The organism is Nocardia arthritidis (assembly GCF_011801145.1).
Taxonomy (GTDB): domain Bacteria; phylum Actinomycetota; class Actinomycetes; order Mycobacteriales; family Mycobacteriaceae; genus Nocardia; species Nocardia arthritidis_A.
The window spans coordinates 7,568,167-7,581,973 of sequence record NZ_CP046172.1 but is presented as its reverse complement, the minus strand read 5'-3'; the positions used below and the strand labels follow the sequence as shown (position 1 = coordinate 7,581,973).

Annotated in this window: 12 protein-coding genes and 1 pseudogene; 10 read left to right on the top strand and 3 right to left on the bottom strand. The window is 66.7% G+C overall.

Features of this window, described 5'->3' with window-relative positions; genetic code table 11:
* Window positions 1-9: 9 nt before the first annotated feature.
* Window positions 10-855: a helix-turn-helix transcriptional regulator gene (locus F5544_RS34100; protein WP_167476980.1), complete on the bottom strand. Its 846-nt coding sequence runs from the start codon at window positions 853-855 to the stop codon at window positions 10-12.
* A gap of 96 nt (window positions 856-951) precedes the next feature.
* Between F5544_RS34100 and F5544_RS34095 the strand changes: the two genes are divergently transcribed.
* The 4 genes and pseudogenes from F5544_RS34095 (at window position 952) to F5544_RS34080 (ending at window position 7,754) form a co-directional block, all read left to right on the top strand.
* On the top strand, window positions 952-2,595 hold the full coding sequence (locus F5544_RS34095) for an AMP-binding protein (protein ID WP_238846791.1): 1,644 nt from the start codon (window positions 952-954) through the stop codon (window positions 2,593-2,595).
* Entirely contained in the window at window positions 2,595-4,238 is a 1,644-nt protein-coding gene (locus F5544_RS34090) for an AMP-binding protein (RefSeq protein ID WP_167476979.1), read from the top strand. The genes F5544_RS34095 and F5544_RS34090 overlap by 1 nt, the downstream gene beginning before the upstream one ends.
* Before the next feature lie 124 nt (window positions 4,239-4,362).
* Window positions 4,363-6,755 (top strand): annotated as a pseudogene (locus F5544_RS34085) (Tex family protein).
* A gap of 33 nt (window positions 6,756-6,788) precedes the next feature.
* Window positions 6,789-7,754: a hypothetical protein gene (locus F5544_RS34080; protein ID WP_238846790.1), complete on the top strand. Its 966-nt coding sequence runs from the start codon at window positions 6,789-6,791 to the stop codon at window positions 7,752-7,754.
* A gap of 9 nt (window positions 7,755-7,763) precedes the next feature.
* Here F5544_RS34080 and F5544_RS34075 read toward each other — a convergent pair whose 3' ends face one another.
* Window positions 7,764-8,657 (bottom strand): sigma-70 family RNA polymerase sigma factor, encoded by an 894-nt coding sequence (locus tag F5544_RS34075; RefSeq protein WP_167476978.1) that lies wholly within the window; start codon window positions 8,655-8,657, stop codon window positions 7,764-7,766.
* 143 nt (window positions 8,658-8,800) lie between these two features.
* Between F5544_RS34075 and F5544_RS34070 the strand changes: the two genes are divergently transcribed.
* Together F5544_RS34070 and F5544_RS34065 are read left to right on the top strand one after the other, a co-directional pair.
* Window positions 8,801-9,211: a DoxX family protein gene (locus F5544_RS34070; protein WP_167476977.1), complete on the top strand. Its 411-nt coding sequence runs from the start codon at window positions 8,801-8,803 to the stop codon at window positions 9,209-9,211.
* 24 nt (window positions 9,212-9,235) lie between these two features.
* A complete protein-coding gene (locus F5544_RS34065) occupies window positions 9,236-10,387 on the top strand; it encodes a serine hydrolase domain-containing protein (RefSeq protein ID WP_167476976.1) in 1,152 nt (383 codons plus the stop codon).
* Here the strand turns inward: F5544_RS34065 and F5544_RS34060 are convergent.
* The gene (locus F5544_RS34060; RefSeq protein WP_167476975.1) at window positions 10,377-10,856 is read right to left on the bottom strand and encodes a hypothetical protein; all 480 of its coding nucleotides are present in this window, start codon (window positions 10,854-10,856) and stop codon (window positions 10,377-10,379) included. The two genes, F5544_RS34065 and F5544_RS34060, sit on opposite strands and share 11 nt — an antisense overlap.
* Before the next feature lie 74 nt (window positions 10,857-10,930).
* On the opposite strand from F5544_RS34060, the gene F5544_RS34055 reads away from it, so the two are divergent.
* The 4 genes from F5544_RS34055 to lepB (F5544_RS34040) all read left to right on the top strand — a co-directional run bounded on the left by F5544_RS34055 (window position 10,931) and on the right by lepB (F5544_RS34040) (window position 13,783).
* Window positions 10,931-11,515 (top strand): winged helix-turn-helix domain-containing protein, encoded by a 585-nt coding sequence (locus F5544_RS34055; RefSeq protein ID WP_167476974.1) that lies wholly within the window; start codon window positions 10,931-10,933, stop codon window positions 11,513-11,515.
* 167 nt (window positions 11,516-11,682) lie between these two features.
* Window positions 11,683-12,024: a 50S ribosomal protein L19 gene (gene rplS / locus F5544_RS34050; RefSeq protein WP_011210681.1), complete on the top strand. Its 342-nt coding sequence runs from the start codon at window positions 11,683-11,685 to the stop codon at window positions 12,022-12,024.
* Between the two features lie 77 nt (window positions 12,025-12,101).
* Window positions 12,102-12,896: a signal peptidase I gene (gene lepB, locus F5544_RS34045; RefSeq protein ID WP_167476973.1), complete on the top strand. Its 795-nt coding sequence runs from the start codon at window positions 12,102-12,104 to the stop codon at window positions 12,894-12,896.
* Between the two features lie 125 nt (window positions 12,897-13,021).
* Window positions 13,022-13,783 (top strand): signal peptidase I, encoded by a 762-nt coding sequence (gene lepB / locus F5544_RS34040; RefSeq protein WP_167479658.1) that lies wholly within the window; start codon window positions 13,022-13,024, stop codon window positions 13,781-13,783.
* Window positions 13,784-13,807: the final 24 nt, after the last annotated feature.

Below are 13,807 nucleotides of genomic sequence, written 5' to 3'. Positions count from 1 at the left end.
CCAGACCGGTCAGGGCAGCAGCCCGAGCCGCCGGGCCAGCACGACGGCCTCGTGGCGATTGTGCGCGCCGAGTTTGATCATCGCATTGCGCAGATAACTTTTGACGGTTTCCGGTCCGAGCGAAAGGCGTTGCGCGGCCTCCTGATTCGAGCAGCCCAAGGCGACCTGCGACAGCACGTCGAGTTCCCGCCTCGACAGGCGCGGCGCGTCAGGGGCGGGCTCGCCGACCAATACCCGGCCGAGGCGCTCGCAGACCGTGTGCAGGCGGCCGCGCAGCCGATCGTCGGCCGTGCCCGCGATACCGAGCAGTTCGCCGTGGATATCGCGCAGCTCCTCGGCCACGGCCGGCGCGGTGGCGGCGGTCGGGGTGGCGGATTCGAGCAGCCGCAGCCGCCGGTCCACCTCGTCGCGAATGGTGATCTCGGTGGCGAGCCTGCGCCCGGCCTGGATGATCAGATCGGTGGTGCGGTCGCCGAGCGGGATGCCGCCGCGCGTCGCCGCGTAGAGGACGGCGCGCGAGCGGTCCGCCACCACCACCGGTACGGCGACCACCGAGCGAATTCCCTCACCCGTGACGGGGCCGTCGTAGTGGTGGGTGATGGTCGAGGCGTTCTGGTAGTCGGCCACCGAGGCGGGGCGCTTGGTGTCGAGCACCCGCCCGCCGAGCCCGGACGCGCGCAGCACCGGCAGCCCGCGCAGCGCGTTGGTGGTGGTGCCGAACAGCTCGGAGATGAGCAGCGTGTCCTGATGCACCTCGCCGCCGAACACCACCGGCACCCCGGCCCGGCCCGCCAACCAGCGGATCTCGGCGCGCAGCGCATCGCCGTCGCGGGGGCGCAGCAGTGCGGTGGTCACTTGGACTCACCCCTTTTCGGGGGTAGTGGCGAACGTGATGTGACCCACATCCTATTGGAAATCGGGTGGGCTGGATCACCCGTCGAGGAGAGGCATATGAGTACGGCACCGATGACCGGCGAATCCGAGCTTGCCGCGCGCGTGCGCGAGCTGATCGACGAATACGACGGACCCGAAGCGTGCGCCGCCGATTTGCTGTGCGATCGGCACCCGGCCGACCGGGTCGCCTTCACGATCGTGGAACCGGATCTGTCGGCGCGCGAGCTCACCTACGGCGAATTGCGGGACGCCTCTGCGCGTTTCGCGACCGGTCTGGCAGAACTCGGGGTCGGTCCGGGCGACCGGGTGGCGACGCTGATGGCGAAATCGGCGGCGTTGGTGATCGCGCTGCTCGGCATCTGGCGCCGCGGCGCGGTCCACGTCCCGCTGTTCACCGCGTTCGCGCCGCCCGCCATCGCGTTCCGGTTGGCCGCGAGTCGGGCGGCCGTCGTGGTCGCCGACGCGGACCAGGCGCCGAAACTTGCCCCGAGCGAGGATATTCCGGCCGATCCGCCGTGGCGGCTGGTGGTCGTCGGCGACGCTCCGGCGGGCGCGGTGCCGTTCGCGGATCTGCTCACCGACGCCGACGCACGAGCCGATGCGGTGACAGTGGGCGGTGACGGAATCCTGGTGCAGCTGTTCACAAGTGGCACCACCGGAACACCGAAGGGCGTGCCGATTCCGCTGCGCGCGCTCGCCTCGTTCTGCGCCTATCAGGAATTCGCGCTGGATGTGCGCGAAGACGACATGTATTGGAACGCAGCCGATCCCGGATGGGCATACGGGCTGTACTGGGCGATCCTGAGCCCGCTGGCCACCGGCAGGCACAGTCTGCTGCTGCACGCCGGTTTCGCGCCCGCGCTCACCCGGCAGGTGCTGGAGCGTTTCGGTGTCACCAATTTCACCGCGGCGCCCACCGTCTATCGTGCGCTGCGCAGCGATCCCGCAACGGCCACAATGCATCTCACGCTGCGCCGGGCATCGTCGGCGGGTGAGCCGCTGACTCCGGAGGTGGTGGCCTGGTCGGTGGAGCATCTTGGCGTCGCGGTGCGCGACCACTACGGCCAGACCGAGCACGGCATGCTCATCTGCAATTCCTGGCACGACGCGTTGAACACCGACGCCCCGGCCGGTTCGATGGGCCGCGCGCTGCCCGGCTGGACGCTAGGGGTGCTGCGCGAGGACATCGACGAACCGGCGGAACCGGGTGAACTCGGACGTGTGGTGATCGATACCGAGCACAGCCCCCTGATGTGGTTCCTCGGCTACCTGGACGCACCCGAACGCACCGCCGAGCGCTACACCCCGGACGGCCGCTGGTACCTCACCGGTGACGCGGGTTCCGTCGACGCCGACGGCTTCTTCCGCTTCTCCGCCCGCGACGACGACGTGATCATCATGGCCGGATACCGCATCGGCCCGTTCGAGGTGGAGAGCGTGCTGGTGCTGCACGAGCAGGTCGCCGAGGCCGCGGTGGTCGGCCTGCCCGACGAACTGCGCGGCGAGGTTATCGAGGCGTTCGTGGTGCTGCGCGAGGGTTGTCATGGCAGCGACGAGTTGGCGGCCGAACTACAGGATCTGGTGAAACGGAAATTCGCGGCGCACGCCTATCCGCGGCGGGTGCATTTCGTCGACGAGCTGCCCAAGACGCCGAGCGGCAAGGTGCAGCGATTCATCCTGCGACAGAAGGGAGTCCAGTGATGTCCGCACTGCCCAGCTATGCCTCCGGCGCCTCGCGGACTCCGCTGCTCGGCGACACCATCGGCGGCAATTTCGATCGCACGGTGGCCGCGCATCCGGATCGAGAAGCGTTGGTGGACCGTCCGACCGGACGCCGCTGGACCTATCGCGAGCTGTCCGCGGCTATCGATGCCCTGGCCACCGGCCTTGCCGCACAGGGCATAAGCAAGGGCGAGCGGGTCGGCATTTGGGCGCCGAACTGCGCCGAATGGTTCCTGGTGCAGTACGCCACCGCGAAACTCGGCGCGATCCTGGTGAACATCAACCCGGCCTATCGCACCAGCGAGCTGGAATATGTGTTGCGCCAGTCCGGGATTCGGCTGCTGGTCGCCGCGAGCGCCTTCAAGTCGTCGGATTATGTCGGCATGATCGAGCAGGTGCGCCCGAACTGTCCGGAGCTGGCGCAGGTGTTGATTCTCGGCACCCCGGAATGGGATGCGGTGGCGCACACCGCGATCGACGCCGACCGGCTCGCCGAGATCGCGGCGACGCTGTCCATGGACGATCCGATCAATATCCAATACACCTCCGGCACAACGGGTTTCCCGAAGGGTGCGACGCTCAGCCACCACAATATCCTGAACAACGGGTATTTCGTCGGCGAGCTGTGCGGATATACCGAGCAGGACCGGATCTGCGTGCCGGTGCCTTTCTATCATTGCTTCGGAATGGTGATGGGCAATCTGGCGAGTACGAGTCACGGTGCGGCCATTGTCATTCCGGCGCCGTCCTTCGATCCGTCGGCCACCTTGACCGCGGTGGCCGAGGAGCGGTGCACCTCGCTCTACGGCGTGCCGACCATGTTCATCGATCTGCTCACTGCGCTGGATTCTGGTGCGGCGGCCGATCTTTCGTCGCTGCGCACCGGAATCATGGCGGGCTCGCCCTGTCCGGTGGAAGTGATGAAGCGGGTGATGGACCGGATGGGGATGAGCGAGGTCTGCATCTGCTATGGCATGACCGAGACCTCGCCGGTCTCCACCCAGACCCGGCGCGACGACAGCATCGATCGTCGCACCGCGACAGTCGGTCGCGTCGGCCCGCACCTGGAGGTCAAAATCATCGATCCCGCAACGGGTTTGACGGTGCCGCGCGGCGAGCCCGGCGAACTGTGCACCCGCGGTTACTCGGTGATGCTCTGCTACTGGGGACAACCGGAGAAAACGGCCGAGGTGATCGATGCGGCCCGCTGGATGCACACCGGCGATATCGGCCTGATGGACGCCGACGGCTACCTCGCGATCACCGGACGCATCAAGGATATGGTGATCCGCGGCGGCGAGAACATCTACCCGCGCGAGATCGAGGAATTCCTCTACACCCACCCGGACATTCTGGACGCGCAGGTGATCGGCGTGCCCGACCCGAAATACGGTGAGGAGCTGATGGCTTGGATCCGGATGCGCGAGGGCGCGACCCCGCTGGACGCGGCCGCGGTACGCGCGTTCTGCACGGGGAAGCTCGCGCACTTCAAGATCCCGCGCTATGTGCACATCGTCGACGAATTCCCGATGACGGTGACCGGCAAGATCCGCAAAGCGCGGATGCGCGAACTCGCACCGGCGATCCTCGCACCGGCCGACGCCGCGAGGCCGGACAATTGATTTCGGCGGTACGCCGGTAATTCATCGCGCACGACGAGAGCGGACCGCCGCGGCTCTTACCACCGGCAACAGACGCGGAGAGGCGGACGAGCTAGTGTTTGCGGCTGTGACGACAGCGCCCGAGATCGCAGGTTCCGAACCGACCGGCCCGGCGGCCGGCACCACAGCCGGTATCGCCGGAGTCAACCGTCGCATCGCCGACGAGCTAGGCGTGCGGGAGACCCAGGTGGCCGCCGCCGTCGATCTGCTCGACGGCGGCTCGACGGTGCCGTTCATCGCCCGCTACCGCAAGGAAGTCACCGGCGGGCTGGACGACGCGCAGCTGCGCACGCTGGAGGAGCGCCTGCACTACCTGCGCGAACTCGACGAGCGGCGGGTCTCGATCATCGAATCCATCCGGGGCCAGGGCAAATTGGACGAGGCGCTGCACCGGCAGCTGCTGCTGGCCGAGACCAAGGCCCGGCTGGAGGACATCTACCTGCCGTACAAGCCGAAGCGGCGCACCAAGGCGCAGATCGCCCGCGAGGCCGGGCACGAGCCGGTGGCCGACGCGCTGATCAACGATCCGACCACCGATCCGGCGCAGTACTCCGCCGAACAGCTCGACGGCGCCCGCGCCATCCTGGTCGAGCGTTTCGCCGAGGACGCGGACCTGGTCGGCGAGCTGCGCGAGCTGATGTGGAACCGCGGCCAGGTCACCTCGACGGTGCGGCCGGGCAAGGAGGAGGCGGGCGCCAAGTTCGCCGACTACTTCGAGTTCAGCGAGCCGTTCGACAAGCTGCCATCGCACCGGATCCTGGCGCTGCTGCGCGGGAGAAGGAGGAGGTGCTGACGCTGCACCTCGAACCGGACACCGAAGAGCCCGAACCCGGTGAGCGGACCATCTACGAGGGCCGGATCGCGGTGCGCTTCGGCATCGCCGACAAGGGCCGCCCCGCCGATTCGTGGCTGTTGGACACCGTGCGCTGGGCGTGGCGCACGAAACTCCAAGTGAGCCTTGGCATCGACACCCGGATGCGGCTGCGTCAGCAGGCGGAGAAGGACGCCGTCGACGTATTCGCGGCCAACCTGCGCGATCTGCTGCTGGCCGCGCCCGCCGGTACCAGGACCACCATGGGCCTGGATCCGGGCTACCGCACCGGTGTGAAGGTGGCCGTCGTCGACGCGACCGGCAAGGTGGTCGCCACCCAGGTCATCTACCCGCACAAACCGCAGGGCAAGAGCGAGGAGGCCCTCGCGGTGCTCGGCGCGCTGGTCGCGCGGTTCGGTGTCGAACTCATCGCGATCGGCAACGGCACCGCCTCACGCGAAACCGATGCCCTTGCCGCGGAACTGATTTCGCGGATCCCGGAGAACAAGCCGACCAAGGTCGTCGTCTCCGAGGCGGGGGCGTCGGTGTATTCCGCGTCGGCGTATGCCTCGCAGGAGCTGCCCGATATGGACGTGTCGCTGCGCGGCGCGGTGTCGATCGCGCGGCGGCTGCAGGATCCGCTCGCCGAGTTGGTGAAGATCGAACCGAAGTCCATCGGTGTCGGCCAGTACCAGCACGACGTGTCGGAGACGCTGCTGGCCCGCTCGCTCGGCGCGGTGGTCGAGGATGCGGTGAACGCCGTCGGCGTCGATGTGAACACCGCATCGGTGCCGCTGCTGTCCCGGGTGTCCGGCATCGCCACCTCGGTCGCGGAAAGCATTGTGGCGCACCGGGACAAGAACGGCCCGTTCCGCAGTCGCACCGCGCTGCTCGACGTGCCGCGGCTCGGGCCGAAGGCCTTCGAACAGTGCGCGGGCTTCCTGCGCATCCGCGGCGGCGACGATCCGCTCGACACCTCCGCCGTGCACCCCGAGGCCTACCCGGTGGTGCGGCGCATCCTGGCGAACACCGGGCGCGGCGTCTCCGAAATCATCGGCAACACAACGGTTCTCCGTTCGCTGAAGCCGGTCGAATTCACCGACGACAAGTTCGGTGTGCCCACCGTCACCGATATCATCGCCGAACTGGAGAAGCCGGGCCGCGACCCGCGCCCGGAATTCAAAACCGCCGAATTCGCCGCCGGCATCGAGAAAGTCGCCGATTTGAAGCCGGGCATGGTGCTGGAGGGCGTCGTCACCAATGTGGCCGCGTTCGGCGCGTTCGTCGACGTCGGCGTGCACCAGGACGGCCTGGTGCACGTGTCGGCCATGTCGCACAACTTCGTCAAGGATCCACGCGAGGTGGTCAAATCCGGTGACGTGGTGAAGGTGAAGGTGGTCGAGGTCGATGTGGCCCGCCAGCGCATCGGGCTGACGCTGCGTCTCGACGACGAACCGGGCGGCGGCGCGCCGAAGGGCGATCAGTCGCGCGGACGGGCGCAGGGCGAGCGCCGCGGCGGTAACGACAACCGGCAGCGGCAGGGTGGACAGGGTAAACAGCAGGGTCAGCGAAACCAGCAGGGCCGCAACAACAACCAGCGCCGCAATGCGCCAGCGCCGAGCGGTGCGATGGCGGATGCGTTGCGGCGGGCCGGTTTCGGACAGTAGGCCGCGATGCGCGAACGGAGGTCCTAGGCCCCCATGCAACGGTGGCTCGAGCAGGATGTGATCGCGCACGGTCGCCTGCCGCTGCTGTGCTTCCTGCTCGGGTTCATCGTCGGGTTCCTGTTCATTCGGCTCAGCGTCCGGCTGATCCGCAAGAAGGTGCGCTGGTGGCCGGGCAACCTCCGGTCCGGCGGCGTGCACATCCACCACATGGTGTTCGGGGTGGTGCTGGTGCTGCTGTCCGGCATCGGGATGGTCACCCTCTACCAGAGCGCCGATACGGTCACCGCCAGCGCTTTGGCGTCCGCCTTCGGGGTGGGCGCCGCGCTGGTGCTCGACGAATTCGCGCTGATCTTCTATCTGCGTGACGTGTATTGGGAGGAGCAGGGCCGCACCTCGGTCGACGCGGTATTCGTCGCGCTCGCGGTGACCGGGCTGTTGTTGCTCGGCTTTCATCCGCTGTGGTTGTTGGATATCAACGACTTTCGCCGTGATCCGAGCCTCGAGGTGCGGGTCTTCGTCGTCGGTTTCGCGGTGGTGAATCTGGGGCTCGCCGCGATCGTCATCGCCAAGGGCAAGATCTGGACCGGCCTGTTCGGCATGTTCTTCCTGCCGCTGCTCGTGGTCGGCGCGCTGCGGTTGAGCAGGCCCGGTGCGCCGTGGGCGCGCTGGCGCTACGCCGACCGCAGGCGATTGATGTATCGGGCCATCGTGCGCGAGCGGCGCTATCGACGACCGGTGATCCGCGCGAAGATCTTCGTGCAGGACCTGATCGCCGGGAAACCCGATGTGGAGCATGTGCGCAGCGCGGCCGAGGCGGAGCTGACCCGCATCGTGGTCCCGGCGCCGCCCGCACCGCACCGGTATCACGGGCTGTTCTCCGGTGAGCAGGAACACATGGGGTCCGATGGCGATCCGGCTCGGCCGCACGACAATTCGCGGTCTGGCGGCGGTGCGGCCGGGCCGGGGAGCGGCGGAGAGCGCAGTTCGATGGGCGGGTAGCTCACGGGCTCAGTGGTCGGCGCGAGCCGGTAATTCCAGTTCGCGCAGGCGTTCCCGGTCGGCGAGTACCTCGATGGTCGCGATCCGGCCGTCGCGCACTGTGCACGAGATCACCGAAACTGCCTGTCCATGCATGGTATTCAGCAGTCCGGCCAGACCATTGACCAGAACCGGGTGCGATATTGCCGCGTGTGCCGACCGTTGGAACACCGAGAGGTGTTCGCCCACCGCGGCCGCGCCGCGCAGCACCAGCATTCCGCCGCCGAATGCCGATCCACCATCGGCGCGCAACACCACGTCCGGGTCGAGAACCGCCAGCAACTCAGATAATTCGCCATTGCGCGCGGCCGCCAGGAACGCGTCCACCGCGCGTCGCTGACGTCGCGGATCGGTATCGGCTCGCGGCGCCCGGCCCTGCACCCGGCGCCGTGCGCGGCTGGCCGCCATCCGCACCGCCGTCGTGGATTTGCCGATGATCGGGCCGATCTGCTCGAACGGCACCGCGAACATGTCGTGCAGTACGAAGGTCACTCGTTCGGCCGGATTCAGGGTGTCGAGCACGACGAGCAGCGCAATCCCGATCGAATCGGCAAGTAACGCTTGCTGTTCCGGTAACTCAGCGGATTCGGGGGTGACGATCGGGTCGGGCAGATGGTCGGTGAAGCCCTCCTCGCGGCGCGACTTGCGCGTCCGCAGCATATCCAGGCAGATCCGGCCGACGGCGGTGGTCAGCCAGCCGCCCAGATTCTCGATTCCGGACACCTCTGAGCGGGCCAGCCGCAGCCAGGTCTCCTGCACCGCGTCGTCGGCCTCACCCAGCGCCCCCAGCATTCGATACGCGACCGCGGTCAGATGCGGTCGATGCGCCTCGAATCGGTCGGCCAGCACGTTGTCGTCCAACATATCTCCTTCGCATCGCTCCGCATCGATGACGGAACGGGTGGGCCGGGTGTGACAACCGAGTGATCCGGCCCACAGTTGTTACCTTTGCCCGCCGCCGGTCGTCAGGTAGATGACGGCATCACGCCGCCAGAAGGGAATGAATCATGAACCTGTGCACCACCTCCCGGACCGCTCGCCTGGCCTACCTCGGGGCCACCGGCGTTCTGCTCGCCGAATCCACGGTCGGGTCCTACTGGGACCTGGCCCGAATCTCTTATGTGCGTGACGTTTTCGAGCGGCTCGAGTATCCGGTGTATCTCGCGACCATCCTCGGGGTCGCCAAGGCAGCCGCGGTGGCCGCGATCGTGACGCCGGGCTTCCCGAAGGCCGAGGAATGGGCCTATGCCGGGCTCACCTTCGTCTACGCGGGTGCCGCCGCTTCGCACATAGCGGTGCGGGACGAGCCGAAGGCATGGCTCGGCCCGCTCGGTTTCGCGGGTCTGAGTCTCGTGTCCTGGGCTTTGCGGCCCGCGTCGGGCCGCCGCAATCCGCTCGTACCCATCCGGCACGCCTGAGATCCGATCCGAAGGAGGAAGTTCATGCGAACCATCGAGGTGAACGGGAGTGTCGCACCGGGTTACGAGGCTGTGCGGGAGGAATTCGGGGCCGTTGTCGCGGCGGAGAACGGTGAATCCGGTTCTCAACTGGCTGTTTTCGTGTCCGGAAGGCAGGTGGTCGACCTCTGGTCCGGCGCCGAGGTCACTGGTGAGACGTTGACCGGTGTCCTGTCCTCGACGAAGGGCGCGGCAACGCTCGTGATCGCACTACTGGTGCAGGACGGTGTATTCGACGTGGACCGTCCGGTCGCCGACTATTGGCCGGAATTCGGTACCGCTGGCAAATCCGGTATCACCATCCGTCACGTACTGACCCACCGATCCGGAATGGTCGGCGTGGACGGCGGATTCGACATCGCCGAACTCGCCGACGATCGGCTGATCGCGAAACGGGTTGTGGCGCAACGTCCATACTTTCGGCCCGGTGCGGCGCAGGCCTACGCGAGCTTCGTGACGTTCGCGATCATCGGCGAGGCGGTGCGCCGCCACACCGGACGGACTATCCAAGAACTGTTCGAGGAACGGATCCGCATGCCGTACGGGCTGGATGTGTATCTGGGATTACCCGCGGCGCTGTCGGGTCGGTACCTCCCGGTACTGCCGTGGCTGGCCACGCCTGAGCAGGAGGCAGCCTTCGCCGCGAATTCGCCCAACTCGCAAGGCATCGCGGGCATTTCGTACAACCTCGACGCGGTCGGATTCGCGCCGTCGGACGTGCTGGAGTTGCCGAATCATCCAGCGGTCCGCTCCGGCGGCCCGGCCTCGATGGGCGCGGTCGCCAGCGCCAGGGGGCTGGCCCGAATGTATGCCGCCGCGACATCCGGAATCGACGGTCGCCCAGCACTTTTGACGCCGGATACGCTGGCCGCCTTCGCCGCGTTCCAAAGCGTCGGCCACGACCTCGTGCGTGGTGACCGGACGCCATATGCGCTCGGCTTCGAGGCCAAGGGGCTGATGTATCCATTCCTGAGCGCGAATGCGTTCGGCCATGCCGGCGCCGCCGGTTCGGAGGCCTTCGCCGATCCGCGAGCAGATCTGGCTTATGGCTATACCCGGCGGCGCGCCGCCTTTGGGTTCGCGGGTCAGGAGAACGAGCGCTTGGCGGCGACGGTGCATCGCGCCGTCATTCGCTGACCGTCGCTCGCCGGAGGACGTAGGGGTCGGTGGCGGGTTCGGCACCCGGCGCCTCGGGTGCGCTGAGTGCGACGTGCATGCATGCCGCGATCAAACCGAATTCGGCCACCGCGCACAGCATCGCGACGGCCAGCGGGCCGCCCGGTTCGGCGGTTATCACGTCGAACCACAGATCGATCAGTGCGGCGCCGGCCACCGCGGACGCGGTGAGCCGCGCTCGGGAATCGTTGCGCTGCAACAGGATCGCGGTCAATCCGCAGCCCGCGGCGAGTAATAGATCCAGGCCGACCCACGCGGTCGACCAGTTCCGGACGTGCGTGCTGCTCGGCAGGGTTACCGCGAGCACGCTCGCCCACGGCAGAAGTCCGATGGCGCTGAGCATGATCAGCCTGCGGGCCTTGCCCCGCATGGACTTGTCGCGAACGGCTCGGCCGATGGGCTTGGGTCGCTGGAGGAGCGCTGTGGTCATGCCGACAACAGTACGGTCGCAAAGAAATCTCTGCAAATAAAAATTTGCAAAGAAATTTTTGCTATCGTGGGCGCATGCCGACGCACAGGTCCGGAGAGACGCACGTAGCCGAAGAGATGACGAGCGCGCAGCGCACCGCGCTCTATCGCTCGCTCGCGCATCCGTTGCGTGCGCAGATCCTCGACTACCTCGGCAAACACAGTGAGGCGAATTCGGCGACGCTGGCCGAGGTGCTGCACGAGAGCACCGGCACCACCAGCTATCACCTGCGCAAACTCGCCGAACTCGGGCTGATCGAGGAGATCGCGGAGAAGTCGGCGGGCCGGGAACGCTGGTGGAAGTCGCTGCCCTACGGGCATACCTCGCCGGATCCGGCGACGATGGAACCGGCCGAATACGCCGCGGCGGCCCACCTCGCCGGGTTGAAAACCAGTCGGGACATCGAGCTCTACCTGCGTGCCATGAAGGAATATTCGGGTCCGACCGGTTGGGCGCAGGTGCGGCGGACCGGCACGTATATGACGCACGAGCAGTGGGTGGCGTTCATCGGCGAGTACCACGAGCTCGTCATGCGCTATGCCACGCAGCGGGCGGACGCACCCGAGGGGGCACGGGCGATGAACATCCGCTTCTTCGCCGTTCCGGAAGATCCGGCCTGAGTGCGCGCGGGGTCCGATTTCACCGCGGGTATGCCGATCTGGCACAATACTCAGGTTGCCCTGGGTAGATGTCGACCCGGCGACCACACTTATTCGGAGCATGAACCGGCCGAGCACATACCGTGCCGCCAGGGTCCTCTGTTCGCGCCAACCCATAAAGGATGGATATGAACACCCTTGACTTCGTCGACGAGAAGTCGCTGCGCAGCGACGTTCCCGACTTTCGACCGGGTGACACCCTCAACGTGCATGTGAAGGTTATCGAAGGCTCGAAGGAGCGCATCCAGGTCTTCAAGGGCGTCGTCATCCGGCGTCAGGGCGGCGGCATCCGCGAGACCTTCACCGTCCGCAAGGTGTCCTTCGGCGTCGGTGTCGAGCGCACCTTCCCGGTCCACAGCCCCAACATCGACCACATCGATGTCGTGACCCGCGGCGACGTCCGCCGGGCCAAGCTGTACTACCTGCGCGATCTGCGCGGCAAGGCCGCCAAGATCAAGGAAAAGCGCTGACCGCCATTTCCTGAAGAGGATCTTCCGGGTAGCCCGGCATCGGACCTTCGGTTCGATGCCGGGCTACTTTGTTTCGCATGGCAGACGAAAGTGTGGGGGCGGCGGTTTCCGAACCCGACGACAGCGAAACCGGACGGCGCCGCAGGCGCGGGGCGAAGAAGACCAAGAAGCAGCGTCCGTTCTGGCAGGAACTTCCGATCCTCATCGTGATCGCGGCGGTGATCGCCGCGCTGATGGTGACCTTCGTTGGGCGTCCCTACGTCATTCCGTCCGAATCCATGGAGCCGACGCTGCACGGCTGCACAGGTTGTACGGGGGACCGAATCTACGTGCAGAAGGTGAGCTACTACTGGAGCGATCCGAAGCCCGGTGACGTGGTGGTATTCGTCGGTCCCACCCAGTCGTGGAACTGGAGTCATCGTTCGATTCGCTCGGACAACACCGTAGTTCGCGGGATCCAGAACTTCTTTTCGTTCTTCGGCCTGGTGCCACCGGACGAGAACGATTTGGTGAAGCGGGTGATCGCGGTCGGCGGTCAGACCGTTCAGTGCTGCGACGCCCAGGGCCGGATCATGGTCGACGGCAAACCATTGGACGAGCCGTACGTGAAGAACGACTTCCCGTGGTACACGGATCGACCGAACCAGGACTTCGCGCATCGAGGCCGAATCTTCGGGCCGATCACCGTGCCGCCGGGGCGGCTGTGGGTGATGGGGGACAACCGGAGCAATTCCGCGGACTCTCGCGCGCACGTCGGTGACGAGCTCGGGGGTACGGTGCCGGTCGAGGATGTCCGCGGCAAAGCCGTCTTCAAGATCTGGCCGCCGTCGCGCATCGGTCCGGTGCATGCACAGGACCCGCAATCACACTGATCGAGGCGCGCCCGGCGAGGGCGTCGAACCGCCTTTCCTGAGAAAGAACTTCACGGTAGCCCGGCAGCGGACGTTCGGTTCGATGCCGGGCTACTCTGTTCCGCGTGGCAGACGAAAGTGGGTCGATGACGGTGTCCGATGCGGACGGCGAAAGGACGGGTCGGCGCCGCGGCAAGCGGCGGGCGAACAAGAAGCAGCGCCCGTTCTGGCAGGAGCTGCCCATCCTGATCGTCATCGCCGCAGTGATCGCCGCGCTGATGGTCACCTTCGTCGGGCGTCCGTATGTGATCCCATCGCAGTCGATGGAACCGACGCTGCACGGCTGCACCGGCTGCACGGGCGACCGCATTTACGTCGAGAAGCTCAGCTACTACTGGGGCGACCCGAAGCCGGGCGATGTGATCGTGTTCGTCGGGCCGCCGTCCTGGAACGACACCTACAAGTCGATCCGCTCGGACAACGTGGCCCTGCGCGGCGTGCAGAACTTCTTCTCGTTCTTCGGTCTGGTGCCGCCGGATGAGAACGATTTGGTGAAGCGGGTGATCGCGGTCGGCGGTCAGACCGTTCAATGCTGTGACGCGGAGGGCCGTGTCATGGTCGACGGCAAACCACTCGATGAGCCATACGTGAAGAAGGACTACAAGTGGAATCCCAACGGAGCCAACGCCGTTTACCCGGCTGGTCGGGTATTCGGCCCGATCAAGGTGCCCGAGGGCAATCTGTGGATGATGGGCGACAACCGCAACGAGTCGAGGGACTCCCGCGCCCATGTCGCCGACCAGTACCAGGGAACCGTCCCGATCGCGAACGTCCGAGGCAAGGCCGTCTTCAAGATCTGGCCGCCGGGGCGCATCGGTCCGGTGCACTCGCAGGACCCGCAACAGTAGGGCGGCTATCACCATGCCTGCTGG

Bases quoted from the DNA above. Each gene is read 5' to 3' on its own strand.
- F5544_RS34095 (WP_238846791.1), top strand. From the start codon at position 952: ATGAGTACGGCACCGATGACCGGCGAATCCGAGCTTGCCGCGCGCGTG.
- F5544_RS34090 (WP_167476979.1), top strand. From the start codon at position 2,595: ATGTCCGCACTGCCCAGCTATGCCTCCGGCGCCTCGCGGACTCCGCTG.
- F5544_RS34080 (WP_238846790.1), top strand. From the start codon at position 6,789: ATGCAACGGTGGCTCGAGCAGGATGTGATCGCGCACGGTCGCCTGCCG.
- F5544_RS34075 (WP_167476978.1), bottom strand. From the start codon at position 8,657: ATGTTGGACGACAACGTGCTGGCCGACCGATTCGAGGCGCATCGACCG.
- F5544_RS34070 (WP_167476977.1), top strand. From the start codon at position 8,801: ATGAACCTGTGCACCACCTCCCGGACCGCTCGCCTGGCCTACCTCGGG.
- F5544_RS34065 (WP_167476976.1), top strand. From the start codon at position 9,236: ATGCGAACCATCGAGGTGAACGGGAGTGTCGCACCGGGTTACGAGGCT.
- F5544_RS34060 (WP_167476975.1), bottom strand. From the start codon at position 10,856: ATGACCACAGCGCTCCTCCAGCGACCCAAGCCCATCGGCCGAGCCGTT.
- F5544_RS34055 (WP_167476974.1), top strand. From the start codon at position 10,931: ATGCCGACGCACAGGTCCGGAGAGACGCACGTAGCCGAAGAGATGACG.
- rplS (WP_011210681.1), top strand. From the start codon at position 11,683: ATGAACACCCTTGACTTCGTCGACGAGAAGTCGCTGCGCAGCGACGTT.
- lepB (WP_167476973.1), top strand. From the start codon at position 12,102: ATGGCAGACGAAAGTGTGGGGGCGGCGGTTTCCGAACCCGACGACAGC.
- lepB (WP_167479658.1), top strand. From the start codon at position 13,022: ATGACGGTGTCCGATGCGGACGGCGAAAGGACGGGTCGGCGCCGCGGC.